12 protein-coding genes are annotated in these 18441 nt (G+C 72.6%); 6 read left to right on the top strand and 6 right to left on the bottom strand.

Features of this window, described 5'->3' with window-relative positions; all coding sequences use genetic code 11:
* The first annotated feature begins 57 nt into the window (after window positions 1-57).
* A complete protein-coding gene (locus R4Z63_RS11115) occupies window positions 58-3915 on the top strand; it encodes an ABC transporter ATP-binding protein (RefSeq protein WP_384445952.1) in 3858 nt (1285 codons plus the stop codon).
* A gap of 17 nt (window positions 3916-3932) precedes the next feature.
* Here the strand turns inward: R4Z63_RS11115 and R4Z63_RS11110 are convergent, their stop codons facing one another.
* Complete coding sequence (locus R4Z63_RS11110) at window positions 3933-4487, bottom strand: EF-hand domain-containing protein (protein WP_037923544.1); 555 nt, start codon at window positions 4485-4487, stop codon at window positions 3933-3935.
* Between the two features lie 255 nt (window positions 4488-4742).
* Between R4Z63_RS11110 and R4Z63_RS11105 the strand changes: the two genes are divergently transcribed.
* Window positions 4743-5144, top strand: coding sequence for a hypothetical protein (locus tag R4Z63_RS11105; RefSeq protein ID WP_384445951.1), 402 nt, complete (start codon window positions 4743-4745; stop codon window positions 5142-5144).
* A gap of 84 nt (window positions 5145-5228) precedes the next feature.
* The gene (locus tag R4Z63_RS11100) at window positions 5229-6662 is read left to right on the top strand and encodes a S28 family serine protease (RefSeq protein WP_384445950.1); all 1434 of its coding nucleotides are present in this window, start codon (window positions 5229-5231) and stop codon (window positions 6660-6662) included.
* Between the two features lie 99 nt (window positions 6663-6761).
* Here the strand turns inward: R4Z63_RS11100 and R4Z63_RS11095 are convergent, their stop codons facing one another.
* Together R4Z63_RS11095 and R4Z63_RS11090 are read right to left on the bottom strand one after the other, a co-directional pair.
* Window positions 6762-8579 (bottom strand): glycoside hydrolase family 3 protein, encoded by a 1818-nt coding sequence (locus tag R4Z63_RS11095; protein WP_384445949.1) that lies wholly within the window; start codon window positions 8577-8579, stop codon window positions 6762-6764.
* A gap of 10 nt (window positions 8580-8589) precedes the next feature.
* Window positions 8590-9582: a LysR family transcriptional regulator gene (locus R4Z63_RS11090; RefSeq protein WP_052030847.1), complete on the bottom strand. Its 993-nt coding sequence runs from the start codon at window positions 9580-9582 to the stop codon at window positions 8590-8592.
* A gap of 90 nt (window positions 9583-9672) precedes the next feature.
* Here R4Z63_RS11090 and R4Z63_RS11085 point away from each other — a divergent pair, with 90 nt between their 5' ends.
* Window positions 9673-10620 carry an EamA family transporter gene (locus R4Z63_RS11085; RefSeq protein ID WP_384445947.1) on the top strand — a complete coding sequence of 316 codons (948 nt, stop codon included), beginning with the start codon at window positions 9673-9675 and terminating at the stop codon, window positions 10618-10620.
* On the opposite strand, the gene R4Z63_RS11080 is transcribed toward R4Z63_RS11085, so the two are convergent.
* Both R4Z63_RS11080 and R4Z63_RS11075 read right to left on the bottom strand, forming a co-directional pair.
* On the bottom strand, window positions 10571-11119 hold the full coding sequence (locus R4Z63_RS11080) for a GNAT family N-acetyltransferase (protein WP_052030849.1): 549 nt from the start codon (window positions 11117-11119) through the stop codon (window positions 10571-10573). The genes R4Z63_RS11085 and R4Z63_RS11080 overlap by 50 nt on opposite strands.
* An 84-nt stretch (window positions 11120-11203) precedes the next feature.
* Window positions 11204-11731: a DUF937 domain-containing protein gene (locus R4Z63_RS11075; protein ID WP_384445945.1), complete on the bottom strand. Its 528-nt coding sequence runs from the start codon at window positions 11729-11731 to the stop codon at window positions 11204-11206.
* Window positions 11732-12009: 278 nt separating this feature from the next.
* Here R4Z63_RS11075 and recD2 point away from each other — a divergent pair, with 278 nt between their 5' ends.
* Together recD2 and R4Z63_RS11065 are read left to right on the top strand one after the other, a co-directional pair.
* A complete protein-coding gene (gene recD2 / locus R4Z63_RS11070; protein ID WP_384445944.1) occupies window positions 12010-14265 on the top strand; it encodes an SF1B family DNA helicase RecD2 in 2256 nt (751 codons plus the stop codon).
* 182 nt (window positions 14266-14447) lie between these two features.
* Window positions 14448-15737 carry a citrate synthase gene (locus R4Z63_RS11065; RefSeq protein ID WP_037923550.1) on the top strand — a complete coding sequence of 430 codons (1290 nt, stop codon included), beginning with the start codon at window positions 14448-14450 and terminating at the stop codon, window positions 15735-15737.
* A 380-nt stretch (window positions 15738-16117) separates the two neighbouring features.
* Here R4Z63_RS11065 and R4Z63_RS11060 read toward each other — a convergent pair whose 3' ends face one another.
* A complete protein-coding gene (locus R4Z63_RS11060) occupies window positions 16118-18397 on the bottom strand; it encodes a heavy metal translocating P-type ATPase (protein WP_491522532.1) in 2280 nt (759 codons plus the stop codon).
* Window positions 18398-18441 lie beyond the last annotated feature (44 nt).

Raw genomic sequence — 18441 nt, 5'->3', positions numbered from 1 at the left:
TCCGCCGGTCGGGGCGTTCCCGCTTCCGGCAGGACAGGACCGAACGGGGAGGCCTACGTGGCGGCGGCACAGACAGCGGCGGGGGAGAAACGGGGCTGGGTCAGGCGGCTGGCCGCCCACACCTGGCGGTACAGGGCGAACGTGCTGCTCGCTCTCGGCTCCTCGCTGGCGGGGATGGCCGTCATGGCGCTCGTGCCACTGGTCACCAAGGTGATCATCGACGACGTCATCGGGGACCGCTCCAAGCCCATGGGTCCCTGGGCGGGGATGCTCGTGGCCGCGGCCCTGCTCGTGTACGTGCTCACCTACATACGCCGGTACTACGGCGGACGCCTCGCCCTCGACGTGCAGCACGACCTGCGCACCGAGATGTACGACACCATCTCCCGCCTCGACGGGCGGCGCCAGGACGAGCTGTCCACCGGGCAGGTCGTCGGGCGCGCCACCACGGACCTGCAGCTGATCCAGGGCCTGCTCTTCATGCTCCCGATGACCATCGGGAACTTCCTGCTCTTCGGGATGTCCCTCGGGATCATGCTGTGGCTGTCGCCGCTGCTGACCGTCGTCGCGCTGCTGATGGCGCCCGCGCTCTGGTTCATCGCCAAGCGCAGCCGCAGGAAGCTCTTCCCCGCCACCTGGTACGCGCAGAGCCAGGCGGCCGCGGTCGCGAGCGTGGTCGACGGGGCCGTGACCGGCGTACGCGTCGTCAAGGGCTTCGGCCAGGAGGAGCAGGAGACCGGCAAGCTCCGCGAGGCCGGGCGCCGGCTGTTCGCCGGGCGGATGCGGGCCATCCGCCTCAACTCGCGCTACACCCCCGCCCTCCAGGCCGTGCCCGCGCTCGCCCAGGTCGCCATGCTGGCCCTCGGCGGCTGGATGGCCACCGAAGGGCAGGTCACCCTCGGCACCTTCGTCGCCTTCTCCACCTACCTCGCGCAGCTCGTCGGCCCCGTCCGCATGCTCGCCATGGTCCTCACCGTCGCCCAGCAGGCCCGGGCCGGCGCGGAGCGGGTCTTCGAGCTCATCGACACCGAGCCCGCGATCCGGGAGGGCGTACACGAACTGCCCGCCGACGCGCCCGCCACCGTCGAGTTCGAGGACGTCCGCTTCGGCTACGACCCCGAGCGGCCCGTCCTCGACGGCTTCTCGCTGTCGGTGGCGGAGGGCGAGACCGTCGCCGTCGTCGGCGCCTCGGGCAGCGGAAAGTCCACCGTCTCCCTCCTCATGCCGCGCTTCTACGACGCCGACCGCGGCACCGTCCGCATCGGCGGTCACGACGTCCGCGAGCTGACCTACACGTCCCTGCGCGGCGCGATCGGCCTCGTCCCCGAGGACTCCTTCCTCTTCTCCGACACCATCCGGGCGAACATCGCCTACGGGCATCCCGACGCCACCGACGAGCAGATCCAGGCCGCCGCCCGCGCCGCCCAGGCCGACGGATTCGTCCGGGCGCTGCCCGCCGGGTACGACACCAAGGTCGGCGAGCAGGGCCTGACCCTCTCCGGCGGCCAGCGCCAGCGCATCGCCCTGGCCCGCGCCATCCTCACCGACCCCCGGCTGCTGCTCCTCGACGACGCCACCTCCGCCGTGGACGCCCGCGTCGAGCACGAGATCCACGAGGCCCTGCGCGCCGTCATGGCCGGCCGGACCACCCTGCTGATCGCCCACCGCCGCTCCACGCTCGCGCTGGCCGACCGGATCGCCGTGCTGGACCGCGGGCGGCTCGCCGAGATCGGGACGCACGAAGAGCTCCAGAAGCGCTCGCCGCTCTACCGCAGGCTGCTGACCGACCCCGACGCGCTCGGCGCCGGTTCGCCGCGGACCCCGGACGCCCTCGCGATGGCCGAGTTCGAGAGCGAGCTCGACCGCGACCTCGAACGCGACATCGAGCTGGAAGCCGAGATCGACTCCGAGCCCGTCAACGCCAAGCGCAGGGTCCCCGCCGGGATCACCCCCGAGCTGTGGCGCCGACGTGAGGAGCCGGACGCGGCGACCGGCCCCGGCACGGCCCCCGCCGCCGGTGTGGGCGTGCCCGGAGCCGGCCACTCGATGGCCGGTGCGGTGGCCGGGACGCCCGCCACTCCCGAACTGCTCGCCCAGGTGGCCGCGCTGCCGCCCGCCGACGACCGGCCCGACGTGGACGAGACCCGCGCGGCCGCCGCCGAGGACAGCTATGGGCTGCGCCGCCTGCTCAGGGGGTTCTGGGCACCGCTCGCCATCAGCCTCGCCCTCGTGGCCGTGGACGCGGGATCCGGACTGCTCCTGCCGATCCTGATCCGCCACGGCATCGACCAGGGCGTGGAAGCGGCCGTGCTCGGCGCCGTCTGGGTGGCCGCCGGGCTCGCCCTCGCCGTCGTCGTAGCCCAGTGGGCCGCACAGTTCGCCGAGACCCGGATGACGGGCCGCACCGGCGAGCGCGTCCTGTACTCCCTCCGCGTCAAGATCTTCGCCCAGCTCCAGCGGCTGGGGCTCGACTACTACGAGCGCGAGCTGACCGGCAAGATCATGACCCGGATGACCACGGACGTGGACTCGCTGTCCACGTTCCTCCAGACCGGGCTGGTCACGGCCGTCGTCTCCGTCTTCACCTTCTTCGGGATCCTGATCGCCCTGCTCGTCCTGGACGTCGAGCTCGCGCTGATCGTCTTCGCGACCCTCCCCGTCCTGGTCGTCGGGACGATCGTGTTCCGCCGCAGGTCGGTCGCCGCCTACGAGCTCGCCCGCGACCGGGTCAGCCTGGTCAACGCCGACCTCCAGGAGTCCGTCTCCGGCCTGCGCATCGTGCAGGCCTTCCGCCGCGAGGGCTCCGGCGCCACCCGCTTCGCCGAGCGCAGCGACTCCTACCGGCAGGCCCGGGTCCGCGGCCAGTGGCTGATATCGGTCTACTTCCCGTTCGTCCAGCTCCTGTCCTCGGCCGCCGCGGCCGCCGTGCTCATCGTCGGCGCGGGCCGGGTGGAGGCCGGGACGCTCACCACCGGCGCCCTCGTCGCGTACCTGCTCTACATCGACCTCTTCTTCGCCCCGGTCCAGCAGCTCTCCCAGGTCTTCGACGGTTACCAGCAGGCCACCGTCTCCCTCGGCCGCATCCAGGGGCTGCTGCGGGAGCCCACCACCACCCCGCGGCCCGCCGCCCCGCGTGAACTGCCGGAGCTGCGCGGCGAGATCGCCTTCGAGAACGTCCGCTTCCAGTACGGGACGGCCGCCGAACGCGGCGAGAAGGGCGACGCCCTGGCCGGGATCAGCCTGCGCATACCCGCCGGGCAGACCGTGGCCTTCGTCGGCGAGACCGGGGCGGGGAAGTCCACGCTGGTGAAGATGGTGGCCCGGTTCTACGACCCGACCTCCGGGCGGATCACCGCCGACGGCACCGACCTGCGGGAGCTCGACCTGACGGAGTACCGCCACCGGCTGGGCGTCGTCCCCCAGGAGTCGTACCTCTTCCCGGGGACGGTTCGCGACGCCATCGCCTACGGTCGGCCGGACGCGAGCGACGCCGAGGTGGAGGCCGCCGCCCGCGCGGTCGGCGCCCACGCCATGATCGCCACCCTGGACGGCGGCTACCTGCACACCGTCGCCGAACGCGGCCGCAACCTCTCCGCAGGCCAGCGCCAGCTGATCGCGCTGGCCCGCGCCGAGCTGGTCGACCCGGACGTGCTGCTGCTGGACGAGGCCACCGCCGCCCTCGACCTGGCCACCGAGGCCCAGGTCAACCGGGCGACGGACCGGCTGGCGGGCCGGCGCACCACCCTGGTCGTGGCGCACCGGCTGACCACCGCCGCGCGCGCCGACCGGGTCGTCGTGATGGACCGGGGCCGCGTCGTCGAGGACGGCCCGCACGCCGACCTCCTCGCGCTCGGCGGGCGGTACGCGGAGCTGTGGCGCACCTTCGTCGGGGAGGACGAGCACGCGGCGGCCTGAAAGGCCGGGCCCCCGGGTCAGAACTCGCCGAACAGCAGGTTCCCCGGGGCGTCCTCGTCCTCGCCGGTGTAGTAGTCCCGTACCGCGCCGAGGAGTTCGTCCACGGTCAGGGTGCCGTCCCCGTCCGCGTCGATCCGCCGGAACAGCGCCTCGGTGTGGGCGGGGCTCAGGTTCGTGTCGAAGGCCTCCTGCGCCCGGTGGAACTCCTCCGGGCTGATGCGCCCGTCGCCGTCGGTGTCCACGATCGTGAGGAGCGCCCGCATCATCGGGCGGAAGGAGCGGTCGTAGGCCGGCCCGCCCTGCGCGTACAGCCGGGTCATGCCCAGCTTGTACTCCTCGGGCGTGACCTTGCCGTCGCGGTCCAGGTCCAGCTCGGTGAAGAGGTCCTGCCAGAAGTCGGCCAGCCCGCCCATCACGAGGGCGGCCCTCGGCGAGTCGGCCGGCTCCGCGAGGGCGGTCAGCAGCCGGGAGCCGAGCGCGATGATGTCGTCGGCGTCGATCACCCCGCTCCGGTCGGCGTCCAGGTGCGTGAAGGCGCGCTCCAGCTTGCGGTCGAGCAGGTCGTTCGTCATGTGAGTGCCTTTCACGGCTCCGTCCGCCCCCGGCTCTGCGGACACGTTGTGCGGGCTTGCGGTCACCTAGCGTAATGTCCCGGTGGGTTGCGAACTCCCCCGTTCCCGCCGGGGAGTTGCGGATGCACCCGTACGAGCGAGGGGCGGACCGGGGCGGGACGGGTCCGGTCCTTGGGGGCGGCAACCTTTCGCGGCGTCCGGGCGTCGTACGTGCGTGCGCGCGTGCGTCGTGCGTACGACCGATCGGGGGACTGGATGGTGAACGGGCTGAGCGGGCGGGGCCGTCGGGCCGCGTCGTTGGGAGCGCTCACAGCGGCCCTGTGGCTCTGCGTCGGCGGGCTGTTCGCCGGGGCGCCCGTCCGGGCCGCCGGCGGCGGGTGTGCGGGCCGGCTGGTCCGGACGGTGCCCTTCGATGCGGGCGAGCTGCGCGTCTACAAGAGCCGCAGCCGGGCCTGTGCGATGGCCGTGGCCCGGACCGCCGGAGAGCGGCGGCGGATGGCGGTGAGCATCCAGCCGCGCGGCGGCGCACCCGTGCGCGACGGCGGACGGTTCACCCGGCATGCCGGGCCCGTCACCGTGGGGGCGATCAGCCGCTGTGTGTACGTCAAGGGGAACGTGGGAGCCGGCTCGGCCGACTCCGGCTGGATCCTTTGCTGACGGACAGTCCCAACTGAGTCTGTTCAGAAGCGTGTTGGCCCCGCTAGGTTCACGGCGACCGAAGTGAACCCAAGGGGAGGGCGAATGCGCAAGACGCTCGGATGGCTGCTGTCGCTCGTGGTGCTCATCGGCACCATGGGTGCGGCCGGCTCCACGGCTCAGGCGGCCACCGCCGCGGGGCCAGCGGCCGCCGCGGACATCAAGGACCAGATCCTCGGCATTCCCGGGATGAGCCTGATCGAGGAGAAGCCGTACCCCGGCTACCGATTCTTCGTGCTGAACTACGAGCAGCCGGTCGACCACCGGCAGCCGTGGAAGGGCACCTTCACCCAGCGCCTGACCCTGCTGCACAAGGACGTCTCGCGTCCTTCGGTGTTCTTCACCTCCGGCTACAACGTCAGCACCAACCCGCGCCGCAGCGAGCCGACGGCCATCATCGACGGCAACCAGGTGTCCATGGAGTATCGGTTCTTCACGCCCTCCCGGCCCGCCCCGGCCGACTGGGCCAACCTCGACATCTGGCAGGCCGCCAGTGACCAGCACCGCATCTTCACCGCCCTGAAGAAGATCTACAAGAAGAACTGGCTGGCCACGGGCGGCAGCAAGGGCGGCATGACGGCGACGTACTACGAGCGCTTCTACCCGCACGACATGGACGGTGTGGTCGCGTACGTCGCGCCCAACGACGTCGTCGACCAGCAGGACTCGGCCTATGACCGGTTCTTCGCCAAGGTCGGCACCAAGGAGTGCCGCGACAGGCTGAACGCCCTCCAGCGCGAGGCCCTCGTGCGCCGCGAGCCGCTGGAGGCCAGGTACGCGGCGGCCGCCGCCGAGAACGGCTGGACCTTCACCACCGTCGGCAGCCTGGACCGGGCCTACGAGGCCGTCGTGCTCGACTACGTGTGGGCCTTCTGGCAGTACAGCCTGCTGGCCGACTGCGGCTCGATCCCGGCCGCGGCCACCGCCACCGACCAGCAGATCTGGGACTCGATCGACGCGATCTCCGGCTTCTCCGCCTACACCGACCAGGGCCTGGAGACGTACACGCCGTACTACTACCAGGCGGGCACCCAGCTCGGCTCCCCGAACATCAAGCAGCCGCACCTGGGCAACCTGAGCCGCTACGGCTACCAGCCGCCGCGCAACTTCGTGCCCCGCGACATCCCCATGACCTTCCAGCCGGGAGCCATGGCGGACATCGACCGGTGGGTGCGCGACAACGCCCACCAGATGCTGTTCGTGTACGGGCAGAACGACCCGTGGGGCGCCGAGCCGTTCCGCATCGGGTACACGGCGCACGACAGCTACGTGATGATCGCCCCGGGCGCCAACCACGGCGCGAACGTCGCCAAGCTCATGGACGGCGAGAAGGCCCTGGCCACCGCCAAGATCCTCCAGTGGGCCGGGGTCGCCCCGGCCGCCGCGCTCGCCGATCCGGGCCGGGCGGCACCGCTGGCCGCCCCGGACGCCGAGCTCGACCTGCGCGACCTGGAGCGTGAGCCCCAGCTGCGCCCGTAGCCCCGGCCGGTGGGCGGCGAGGGCGTGTCCGCATCCCGCGGGCACGCCCTCCGCCGTGTCGGACCTCGGACACCGGATGCCCCGTCTCGGGTCCGCGTCTCAGGTGTCGAGCGTCAACCCGTGGCCCAGTGGGTAGCGGCCCGGTACCGGAACGGGCAGGCGGCCCTCGGGCCGGGCCGCCCCGGTGAGGACCCGGGCCGCCGCGCGCATCTCCGCGTCCCCCCAGGAGTACGTGGCCAGCTCCGCCGCGCAGGCCGGCAGGCGGGCCGAGTCGTAGGGATTGCGGAGCGCCACCAGAATCACCGGGACACCGGTGGCGAGCAGGTCGGCCACCAGGGTGCGCTGCGTCCCGCCCTCCTCCGGGACGTTGTACGTGCACACCAGCACCGCCGCGTGCCCCGGCGCCGCGGCGGCCGCGCGCGCCGGCGCCACCGCCGCGGCCCGACAGCCCAGCGCGGTCAACTCCCGGGCCAGCACGACCGTGGGCGGTCCGGTGCCGGCGGTGGGGGAGACCGGATCCGTCCCGGTGACCAGCAGTCGGGGCGCGGCCCCGGCGTCGAGCGGCACCAGCCCGCCGGGGTTCGCCAGCAGGGTCGTCGTGGCGGCCGCGATCCGGTCGGCGGCGTCGAGGTGCCCGCGCACGCCGACGGTCGCCTCCACCGCCTGGGCCGAGGGACGGACCTCGTCGAACAGGCCCCGACGGGCCTTCAGCTCCAGGATCCGCAGCACGGACTCCTCGACGCGGCTCTCGGCCAGCTCGCCCGACGCGACGGCCGCCATCACGCTGCGGTGGGCCAGCGGCAGGTCCGGCGGGTTCAGCAGCTGGTCACAGCCCGCCAGGAGAGCCAGTACGGGCACGCGATCGTCGCCGTACTTCTGGCGGACCCCGGCCATGTCCAGGGCGTCGGTGACCACCACCCCCCGGAAGCCCAGGCGTTCGCGCAGGATGCCGGTGACGATCGGCCGGGAGAGGGTCGCCGGGTCACCCGAGGGATCCAGCGCGGGGAAGACGATGTGCGCCGTCATGACCGCGTCGACGCCGGCCTCCACCGCGGTCCGGAAGGGCGGCTCGTCCAGCTCCTCCCAGGCGGCGCGGGTGTGCCGCATGACCGGCAGCCCGACATGGCTGTCGGTCTCGGTGTCGCCGTGACCGGGGAAGTGCTTGGCGGTGGCGGCCACGCCGGCGCCCTGGTAGCCGCGCACCTGGGCCGCCACCAGCTCCGCCACGGCCTGCGGGTCGGAGCCGAAGGAGCGTACGCCGATGACCGGATTGGCCGGGTTGACGTTGACGTCGGCCACGGGTGCGTAGTCCTGCCGGATGCCCATGGCGGCGAGTTCGGCACCCGCGATGCGGGCGGCGCGCCGGGCGTCGGCGGCGGAACCGGAGGCGCCGAGGGCCATCGCCCCCGGGAACAGGGTCGCGGGCTTGCCGATACGGGCGACGGCACCGTGCTCCTGGTCGGTGGAGAGCAGCAGCGGGATCCGGGAGCCGGTGGTGAGGGCGGCCTGCTGGAGGCCAGCCGAGAGCGCCGCGATCTGCTGCGGGGTCCGGGTGTTGTGGGCCCAGGCGAAGTAGACGATCCCGCCCAGGTGGTAGCGGGACACCAGCTCGGCGGCGGTGCGCACGCCGAACTGCGCCCGGTTCTCCTCGGCGTCGGCCGGGTCGGGATCGGTCGCGGAATGCCCGTAGGCCCGGCAGACGAAGAGCTGGCCGACCTTCTCGGCGAGGCTCATGCGGTCGACGGCGTGTCGCAGCCGGGCCAGGTCGGGCCGGCGGCCCGCGGGTTCCTCGGGGTTGCGGGCGTCTACGGCGGTGGTCCGGGCGGGCCCCGAGGTGGCGGCGACAGCCCCCACGGCCGTGGCGGCGGCCGCGGCGGCCGCGGCGAGCAGGTTCCGGCGGGAGGCGTGGTTCGGCACGGGCCGGACCCTACCCCTGCCGTCCGGGCGGGGCCGGGCGTGTCGGGGCGTGTCGCCCCGCCGGTGCGGGCGGTCCGCCGGCCGGGGGACCGCCCGCACGGGGGGCCGACGCGGCCCAGTGCTCCTGGAGGGTGCGGACCGTCTCGGTAATGGCCGGGCGGCGGGCGGCGCCGGTCCGCCAGAGGGCGTACAGCCTGCGGACGGGCCCCGGCTCCAGCGCGACGGCCACGGCCCCCGGAGGCAGCACGCCGGTGCCCAGCCGGGGGACGACCGCCACCCCGAGACCGGCCGCGACCAGGGCGACGATGGTGTGGTTCTCCTCGGCGACGTGCACGATGTCCGGCTCGAAGCCGGCGGTGCGCAGCGTCCGCATCAGCCAGTCGTGGCAGACCCTTCCGGGCGGCTGGCACACCCAGCGCTGACCGCCGAGGTCGGAGCGCCGGACGGTTTCCCGGGCGGTGAAGGCATGCCCGGCCGGCACCACCAGGTCGCAGCGGTCGTCCCCGATCAGGGCCTGCTCCACCCCCTCGGGAGCGGGCAGCGGGGCGATGTCCCAGTCGTGGGCCACGGCCAGATCGGTGACGCCGCGGGCCACGAGGTCGACGGACAGGTGCGGGTCGACCTCGGTCAGGCGCACGTCCAGGGCCGGGTGACGGCGGGCCAGATCGGCCAGCACCCCCGGCAGCAGGCCGCGCGCGGCCGAGGCGAACGCGGCGACCGTGAGCAGCCCGCTCGGCCGGCCGCGCCGCTCCTCCAAAGTGGTCTCGGCGCGCTCCACGATCGCCAGCAACTCCCGTGCGGTGTCCGCCAGGTGGCGGGCCTCCTCGGTGAGGGCGACCCCGCGTCCGCGCCGCTCCAGCAGGGTGGTGCGGGTCTCCCGTTCCAGCTTGGCGATCTGCTGCGAGACGGCGGAGGGGGTGTAGCCGAGGGCGGCCGCCGCGCCCGCGACCGAGCCGTGGACGGAGACGGCGTGCAGTGCGCGCAGCCGGGCGAGATCGAGCATGCCCCCCATGCTATTCGTCAGCGATGCTTCATCCATGGATGAAGAGATCCGTGCTGGTGCTACACGGTCGGGCCGGTCGATGCTCGGTTCATGCGTCCCGTACACACCGCACTCGCCGTGCTCGTCGCCGCCGTCTGGGGTTTCAACTTCGTGGTGATCGAGGTCGGACTCGACCACTTCCCGCCCCTGCTGCTGTCCGCGCTGCGCTTTCTCGTCGCCGCCCTGCCCGCCGTGTTCTTCGTCGGGCCGCCCAAGGTCGCCTGGAAGTGGATCGTGGGGGTGGGGGTCGCCCTCGGCATCGCCAAGTTCGGACTGCTCTTCACCGGCATGGACGCGGGCATGCCGGCCGGGCTGTCCTCCCTGGTCCTGCAGGTCCAGGCCGTCTTCACCGCCGTCCTGGCCGCCGTCGTGCTCCGGGAGCGGCCGGGCCGGGCAAGGGTGACCGGCATGGCCGTGGCGCTCGCCGGGATCGTCGTCGCCGCCGTGGACGGGGGAAGCTCCGGGCCGGTGCTCGGCTTCACGCTGGTCGTGGCTGCCGCCGCCTGCTGGGGCGTCTCCAACGTGCTGACCCGCAAGGCATCCCCGCCCGACGCGCTGAACTTCATGGTGTGGGTGTGTACCGTGCCGGTGCTGCCGCTGCTCGGGCTGTCGCTGCTGCTGGAGGGGCCCGAACGCGACCTGGCCGCGCTGCGGGCCCTGGACTGGTCCGGGGCGGGCGTCATCGCCTACGTCGCGTGGGTCTCGACCGTGTTGGGCTTCGGGGCCTGGGGCTACCTGCTGCGCCGCTACCCGGCCTCGGCGGTGGCACCGTTCAGCCTGCTCGTACCGGTCTTCGGGATGTCATCGGCCGCGCTGTTGCTGGGGGAGCAGGTGTCGGGCCTGCGCTGGGTGGCGGCGGTGCTGCTGGTGGGCGGGGTGGCACTGACGTCGCTGGCCCCCGCACGGCCGGGGCCCCGTACGGCCGCCCGCGCGCCGGTCGGCGGGGCCGTCAGCGCGGCGAGCCGTCCTGCAGCGGCAGACGCCAGTCCTGCCCGATGAGGGAGACCCCGTAGGAGCGGTGCGGGCGCTCGGCGACCAGGGTGAAGCCCGCCCTCAGGTAGAGCCCGCGGGCGTCGGTCAGCACGTCGTTGGTCCACAGCACCAGCTCGCGGTAGCCCACCGAGCGGGCGAAGGAGACGACCGTGTCGACCAGCAGGCTGCCGATGCCGCGGCCGCGTCCCGCCGGGTCGACCAGGAGCAGCCGCAGCCGGGCGGTGCCGGGTGCGCCCTCCTCGCGTACGCACATCACCGAGCCCACCGGCCGTCCGTCCAGCTCGGCGATCCAGACCCGTTCGAGGTACGGGTCGTGGTCCTCGGCGAAGTCGGCGACGATCCGGGCCACCAGGCCCTCGAACGAGGCGTTCCAGCCGTACTCGGCGGCGTACAGCGCGCCGTGCCGCTGGACGATCCAGCCCAGCTCGCCGGGTGCCGGGTCGCGCAGGAGCAGGCCCTTCGCCCCGGGGTCCGCAGGTGCCTGGGGTGCCGCGGGCGTGTCCATGGCGCCCGAGGATAGCGCGCGGGGCGGTCCGGGGGGACGCCCCGCGCGCGCCGGACCGCCCGGCCCGTGCGGGCACCGGGGCGGCTACTTCCTGTCGCCGCCGAGGACCTGGCCCAGCAGGTCGCCGAGGCCGCCCCCGCCCGCGGGGGGCGCGCCGGGGGCTCCTCCGGCGGGCGTGCCGGCGGCCCGGCCGGAGGCGGCGCGCTTGGCGAACACCGCCAGCAGGACCGGGATCAGCAGCTCGACGACCCGGCTGACGGTGGCCGCGGGGATCCCGGTCTTCTTCGCGACGGCGTCGGCCACGGGCCGGCTCAGCCTGGCCAGCACCCCGGCCATCATTCCGCCGCTCAGCAGCCCGCCGAGACCGCCGCCCAGCGTGGACACGCCCTGCAGCGGGGGCTCGGCGACCTCGGCGAGGGCCCTGCGGACCTCCGCGCCGTCCGCGTCGTCGGCGTCGGCCTGCTGCCGGAGGCCGCCGGTCATCGCCCCGACCGTGGTCGTCACCGTGTCGCGCGCTCCGGCGGTGTCCGTGCCGAGCAGCGAGGCGATCTCGTTCAGCCGGTCGTCACCGAGCTCGCCCAGCACGTCGTCCTGCAATGAGGATTCGCTCATGCCTGAAACGCTACGTCCGTACCGATTTGCCAGCACCTCGGATAGGCGTTGGGTAACGGAAACATAAAGGTGGGACTTCGGATGCAACCCTGCGGTGGGGGTCGAGGGTCGTAGGGTGCGTCGGGACTTCCGGGGAGGGATCCGGGGGGATCGGGAAGTCCGACACGGGAGGGGTAACCGTGAGGGGGTCCGGCCGCGAGGCGGGACCCCCTTCGCGCTGTCCGAGGCCTCGTCCACAGGCCTGACGGGATGTCGGCGCGGCCCGGTAGTTTCGGGTCATGGAAACGGACGGGGTACGGGCGGCGGTGCAGCGGGCGGTGGTCGAGGGCGTCCTCGAACGCATCACCTACGCCAATGAGGAGAGCGGCTACACCGTCGCCCGCGTCGACACCGGCCGCGGCGCCGGCGACCTGCTCACCGTGGTCGGCTCCCTGCTGGGCGCGCAGCCCGGCGAATCACTGCGCATGGAGGGCCGTTGGGGCTCCCACCCGCAGTACGGCAAGCAGTTCACCGTGGAGAACTACCGGACCGTCCTGCCGGCCACCATCCAGGGCATCCGCCGGTACCTCGGATCCGGCCTGATCAAGGGCATCGGACCCAAGATCGCCGACCGGATCGTGGAGCACTTCGGGACCGGCACGCTCGACGTGATCGAGGCCGAGCCGAAGCGCCTGATCGAGGTCCCCGGGCTGGGGCCCAAGCGGACGAAGCTGATCGGTGCCGCCTGGGAGGAGCAGAAGGCCATCAAGGAGGTCATGGTCTTCCTTCAGGGCGTCGGCGTCTCCACCTCCATCGCCGTGCGCATCTACAAGAAGTACGGCGACGCCTCCATCTCCGTCGTCAACAACCAGCCCTACCGTCTCGCCGCCGATGTGTGGGGCATCGGCTTCCTGACGGCGGACCGCATCGCGCAGGCCGTCGGGATCCCGCACGACAGCCCCGAGCGCGTCAAGGCCGGACTGCAGTACGCGCTGTCCCAATCCACCGACCAGGGCCACTGCTTCCTGCCCGAGGAGAAGCTCATCGCCGACGGGGTCAAACTGCTCCAGGTCGACACCGGGCTGGTGATCGAGTGCCTGGCCGAGCTCGCCGCCGACCCCGAGGGGGTCGTGCGGGAGTCCGTGCCGGACCCGCAGGGCGGGCCCGACCCGCTGACCGCCGTGTACCTGGTGCCCTTCCACCGGGCCGAGCTGTCCCTGGTCGGGCAGGTGCGCCGGCTCCTGCGCGCCGAGGACGACCGGCTGCCGTCCTTCCAGGACGTGGACTGGGACAAGGCCCTCGGCTGGCTCGCCGGGCGTACCGGGGCCGCGCTCGCCCCCGAGCAGCGGGAGGCGGTCAGGCTGGCGCTGACCCGCCGGGTCGCCGTCCTCACCGGCGGGCCCGGCTGCGGCAAGTCCTTCACCGTGCGCTCCATCGTCGAGCTGGCCCGGGCGAAGAAGGCCAAGGTGGTGCTGGCCGCACCCACCGGACGGGCCGCGAAGCGGCTGTCGGAGCTCACCGGGGCCGAGGCCTCCACGGTGCACCGGCTGCTGGAGCTCAAACCGGGCGGGGACGCCGCGTACGACCGGGACCGGCCGCTGGACGCCGACCTGGTCGTGGTCGACGAGGCCTCGATGCTGGACCTGCTGCTGGCCAACAAGCTGGTCAAGGCGGTGGCCCCGGGGGCCCACCTGCTGCTGGTGGGGGATGTGGACCAGCTGCCGTCGGTGGGCGCGGGGGAGGTGCTGAGGGACCTGCTGGCCGAGGACGGCCCGGTGCCCGCGGTGCGCCTGACCCGGATCTTCCGGCAGGCCCAGCAGTCCGGCGTGGTCACCAACGCGCACCGCATCAACACCGGGCTGCCGCCGATCACCGACGGGCTGCCGGACTTCTTCCTCTTCCCCGAGGAGGACACCGAGGCGGCGGGCGTGCTCGCCGTGGACGTGGCGGCCCGCAGGATCCCGGCCAGGTTCGGCCTCGATCCCCGGCGGGACGTCCAGGTGCTCGCACCCATGCACCGCGGCCCGGCGGGCGCCGGGAACCTCAACGGGCTGCTCCAGCAGGCGATGACGCCGGCCCGCCCCGACCTGCCGGAGAAGCGCTTCGGCGGCCGGGTCTTCCGGGTGGGCGACAAGGTCACCCAGATCCGCAACAACTACGAGAAGGGGGCCAACGGCGTCTTCAACGGCACCGTCGGGGTGGTTGTCGGCCTGGACGCGGACGAACAGCGCCTGACGGTGCGGACGGAGGAGGACGAGGAGATCGGCTACGAGTTCTCCGAGCTCGACGAGCTGGCCCACGCCTACGCCGTCACCATCCACCGCTCCCAGGGAAGTGAATATCCCGCCGTGGTGATCCCGGTCACCACCGGGGCTTGGATGATGCTCCAGCGCAATCTGCTCTACACGGCGGTGACCAGGGCGAAGAAGCTGGTCGTCCTCGTCGGGTCCCGAAAGGCTCTCGGTCAGGCCGTGCGGACCGTTTCCGCAGGTAGGAGGTACACGGCGGTGGCGGCGCGGCTCTCCGGCCGCATACCGGTGGGAAACATCACCTAAATGATCGATCATTTGGGGTTCCCGCCGCCGTTCGGAGGGGGCAGGATGGACAAGTTGGCGGCACTCAGTGCCGTCGGAAGGACCAAACGCCGACCCCGAGTGCACTCTCCTGCGCCAAATGGGGGAAGGTAGAGGCAGTCAGGGCACCTCGAAGAAGAGGCACTACGTCGGTGAGGGATGACGTGAGCGACAACTCTGTAGTACTCCGGTACGCGGACGGCGAATACACCTACCCGGTGGTGGAGAGCACCGTCGGCGACCAGGGCTTCGACATCTCGAAGCTGCGGGCCCAGACCGGGCTCGTGACGTTGGACAGTGGCTACGGCAACACCGCCGCCTACAAGTCCGCGATCACCTACCTCGACGGTGAGCAGGGCATCCTGCGCTACCGCGGCTACCCGATCGAGCAGCTGGCCGAGCGGTCGTCCTTCATCGAGGTGGCCTACCTGCTGATCAACGGTGAGCTGCCCACCGTCGACGAGCTCGCGTCCTTCCGCAACGAGATCACCCAGCACACGCTGCTCCACGAGGACGTGAAGCGCTTCTACGACGGCTTCCCGCGCGACGCCCACCCGATGGCCATGCTGTCGTCCGTGGTCAGCGCGCTGTCCACGTTCTACCAGGACAGCCACAACCCGTTCGACGAGAAGCAGCGCCACCTCTCGACGATCCGCCTGCTGGCCAAGCTCCCGACGATCGCGGCCTACGCGTACAAGAAGTCGGTCGGCCACCCGGTGGTCTACCCGCGCAACGACCTCAGCTACGTCGAGAACTTCCTGCGCATGACCTTCTCCGTGCCGGCCCAGGAGTACGACCTGGACCCGGTCGTCGTCTCCGCGCTCGACAAGCTGCTGATCCTGCACGCGGACCACGAGCAGAACTGCTCCACCTCCACGGTGCGCCTGGTCGGCTCCTCGCAGGCGAACATGTTCGCCTCGATCTCCGCCGGCATCTCGGCCCTGTGGGGTCCGCTGCACGGTGGTGCCAACCAGTCCGTCCTCGAGATGCTGGAAGGCATCAAGAACGACGGCGGCGACGTCGACGCCTTCATCCGCAAGGTGAAGAACAAGGAGGACGGCGTCCGCCTGATGGGCTTCGGGCACCGCGTCTACAAGAGCTTCGACCCCCGGGCGAAGATCATCAAGGCGGCGGCGCACGATGTCCTCTCGGCACTCGGCAAGAGCGACGAGCTGCTCGACATCGCGCTCAAGCTGGAGGAGCACGCGCTCGCCGACGAGTACTTCGTCTCGCGCAACCTCTACCCGAACGTGGACTTCTACACCGGTCTGATCTACCGGGCCATGGGCTTCCCCACCGAGATGTTCACCGTGCTCTTCGCGCTCGGCCGCCTCCCGGGCTGGATTGCCCAGTGGCAGGAAATGATCAAGGAGCCGGGTTCCCGCATCGGGCGCCCCCGCCAGATCTACACGGGCGAGGTCCTGCGCGACTTCGTTCCCGTCGAGGCCCGCTGACCCGAGGCCCCAGGGTGCCCCGCCGAGCCGCGCGGCACCGCCCCAGGCACACAAGAAGCGCCCCGCCGTCGATCCCCCCACGGGTCGACGGTCGGGGCGTTTCCCATTCCCCCCGAAACGGATTCCCCCCACGGGACCCGGATCGGGGCGTCCTTGAGCCGGGACCCGTTCGGGTCGGGAGGGCCGCTCAAAGCCTCCCGCGGGCACGTGTCCCGGCCGGCGGGTGCCACGGAAAACCCCCAAGGTTTCCGTGGAACGTCCCCCAAGACGTTCCTGGCACCGCCCCATTAGACCCGTCACGGCCCCGGATGGTTACGCCGAGGTCACTGTGATCTGCGTCTCCCGTGAAGGAAGTGTGGGAACGATGCGAAGGTCATCCCCTATCGGAAGGACCTCAACCGCAGGCTGTTGGTCACCACGAAGACCGAGGAGAAGGCCATCGCGGCTCCCGCGATCATCGGGTTGAGCAGGCCGGCCGCCGCCAGCGGCAGCGCGGCGACGTTGTAGCCGAAGGCCCAGAAGAGGTTGCCCTTGATGGTGGCCAGGGTCCGGCGGGAGAGCCGGATCGCATCCGCCGCCACCCGCAGGTCGCCCCGTACGAGGGTCAGGTCGCCGGCCTCGATGGCTGCGTCGGTGCCGGTGCCCATGGCCAGCCCCAGGTCCGCCTGGGCCAGCGCGGCCGCGTCGTTGACCCCGTCGCCGACCATGGCGACCGTGCGCCCCTCGGCCTGGAGGCGGCGCACCACGTCCACCTTGTCCTGCGGGAGCACCTCGGCGATCACCTCGTCGATGCCCACCTCGCGGGCCACCGTCTCGGCCGCGGCCCGGTTGTCGCCGGTCAGCAGGACCGGGGTCAGGCCCAGCTCCCGCAGTCGCGCGACCGCCTCGGCGCTGGTCTCCTTGACCGCGTCGGCCACGATCAGGACCCCGCGCGCCGCTCCGTCCCAGGCCACCAGTACCGCGGTGCCGCCCTCGGCCTCGGCGGCCGCCTTGGCCTGTGCGAGCCCCTCGGGCAGGGTGATCGACCAGTCGGCCAGCAGCCGCTCGCGGCCCACCAGGACGGCATGCCCGTCGACCACGCCCTGGACGCCGAGCCCGGCGATGTTCTCGAAGCCCTCCGGCACGGGCAGGGCGCCCGCCCGGTCGGCGGCGGCGGTGGCCACGGCCCGGGCGATCGGGTGCTCCGAGGCGTGCTCCAGGGCCCCGGCCAGGCGCAGCAGTTCGAGTTCGTCGATCCCTTCGGCGGTGACGGCGCGGGAGAGGGTCATCCGGCCGGTGGTGACGGTGCCGGTCTTGTCGAGGACCACGGTGTCCACCCGGCGGGTGGACTCCAGCACCTCGGGGCCCTTGATCAGGATGCCGAGCTGTGCGCCCCGCCCGGTGCCGACCATCAGCGCGGTCGGCGTGGCCAGTCCCAGGGCGCACGGGCAGGCGATGATCAGGACGGCAACGGCGGCGGTGAAGGCGGCCGTCGCGTCGTCGGTGGCGAGCAGCCAGCCGGTCCAGGTGGCGAGCGCGAGGACCAGGACGACGGGCACGAAGACCCCGGAGATCCGGTCGGCGAGGCGCTGCACCTCGGCCTTGCCGCTCTGCGCGTCCTCGACCAGCTTGGCCATCCGGGCGAGCTGGGTGTCGGCCCCGACCCTGGTCGCCTCCACGAGCAGGCGCCCAGAGGTGTTGACGGTGGCGCCGGTGACGGAGTCGCCCGCGGACACCTCGACCGGGACGGATTCACCGGTCAGCATGGAGGCGTCCACGGCGGAGCTGCCCTCGACGACCGTGCCGTCGGTGGCGATCTTCTCGCCGGGGCGCACGACGAAGCGGTCGCCCACGGCGAGCTCGGCCACCGGGATGCGCACCTCCCCGCCCGCGCGCAGGACGACGACGTCCTTGGCGCCCAGTTCCAGCAGGGCCTTGAGGGCCGCGCCGGCCTTCCGCTTGGAGCGCGCCTCCAGGTAGCGGCCGAGGAGGATGAAGGTGACGACCCCGGCCGCGACCTCCAGGTAGATGGCGGAGGAGCCGTCCGTGCGGGAAATGGCGAAATCGAAGCCGTGCCGCATGCCGGGCATGCCCGCGTGGCCGAAGAACAGGGCCCACAGCGACCAGGCGAAGGCGGCGAGCGTGCCGACCGAGACCAGGGTGTCCATGGTCGCGGCACCGTGCCGGGCGTTGGTCCAGGCGGCCTTGTGGAAGGGGAGGGCCCCCCACACCACGACGGGCGCAGCCAGGGTCAGCGACAGCCACTGCCAGTTGTCGAACTGCAGGGCGGGGATCATCGCGAGCAGGACGACGGGCAGGGCGAGTGCCGCGGAGACCAGCAGGCGCTGCCGCAGGGCGGACAGCACCGGGTCGGGCGCCGGTGCCCGGTCCGCTTCCTCGCCGCCGCTTCCCCCGGCGGCCGCGGGGGCGGCAGGGGTGGGCGGCGCGGGCTCCTCGGCGGTGTAACCGGTCTTGACGACGGTCGCGATCAGGTCCGCGACCCGGACGTCGCCGCTGTAGGAGACGTGGGCCTTCTCGGTGGCGTAGTTCACCGTGGCCTCGACGCCGTCCATCCGGTTGAGCTTCTTCTCGATGCGGGCTGCGCAGGAGGCGCAGGTCATCCCGCCGATCGAGAGTTCGACCGCCGCCGTTATCGGTCCGTCGTGCACTGTGCTGGTCATGTTCCGGCTCCAGGGGGATGGCCGGGCCGTGCGGGTCCAGTATG

The sequence above is a fragment of the Streptomyces sp. PL-29 genome (assembly GCF_058344425.1).
Note: the sequence above shows the minus strand (reverse complement) of the source record. Positions and strands in the feature narration are given on the sequence as shown.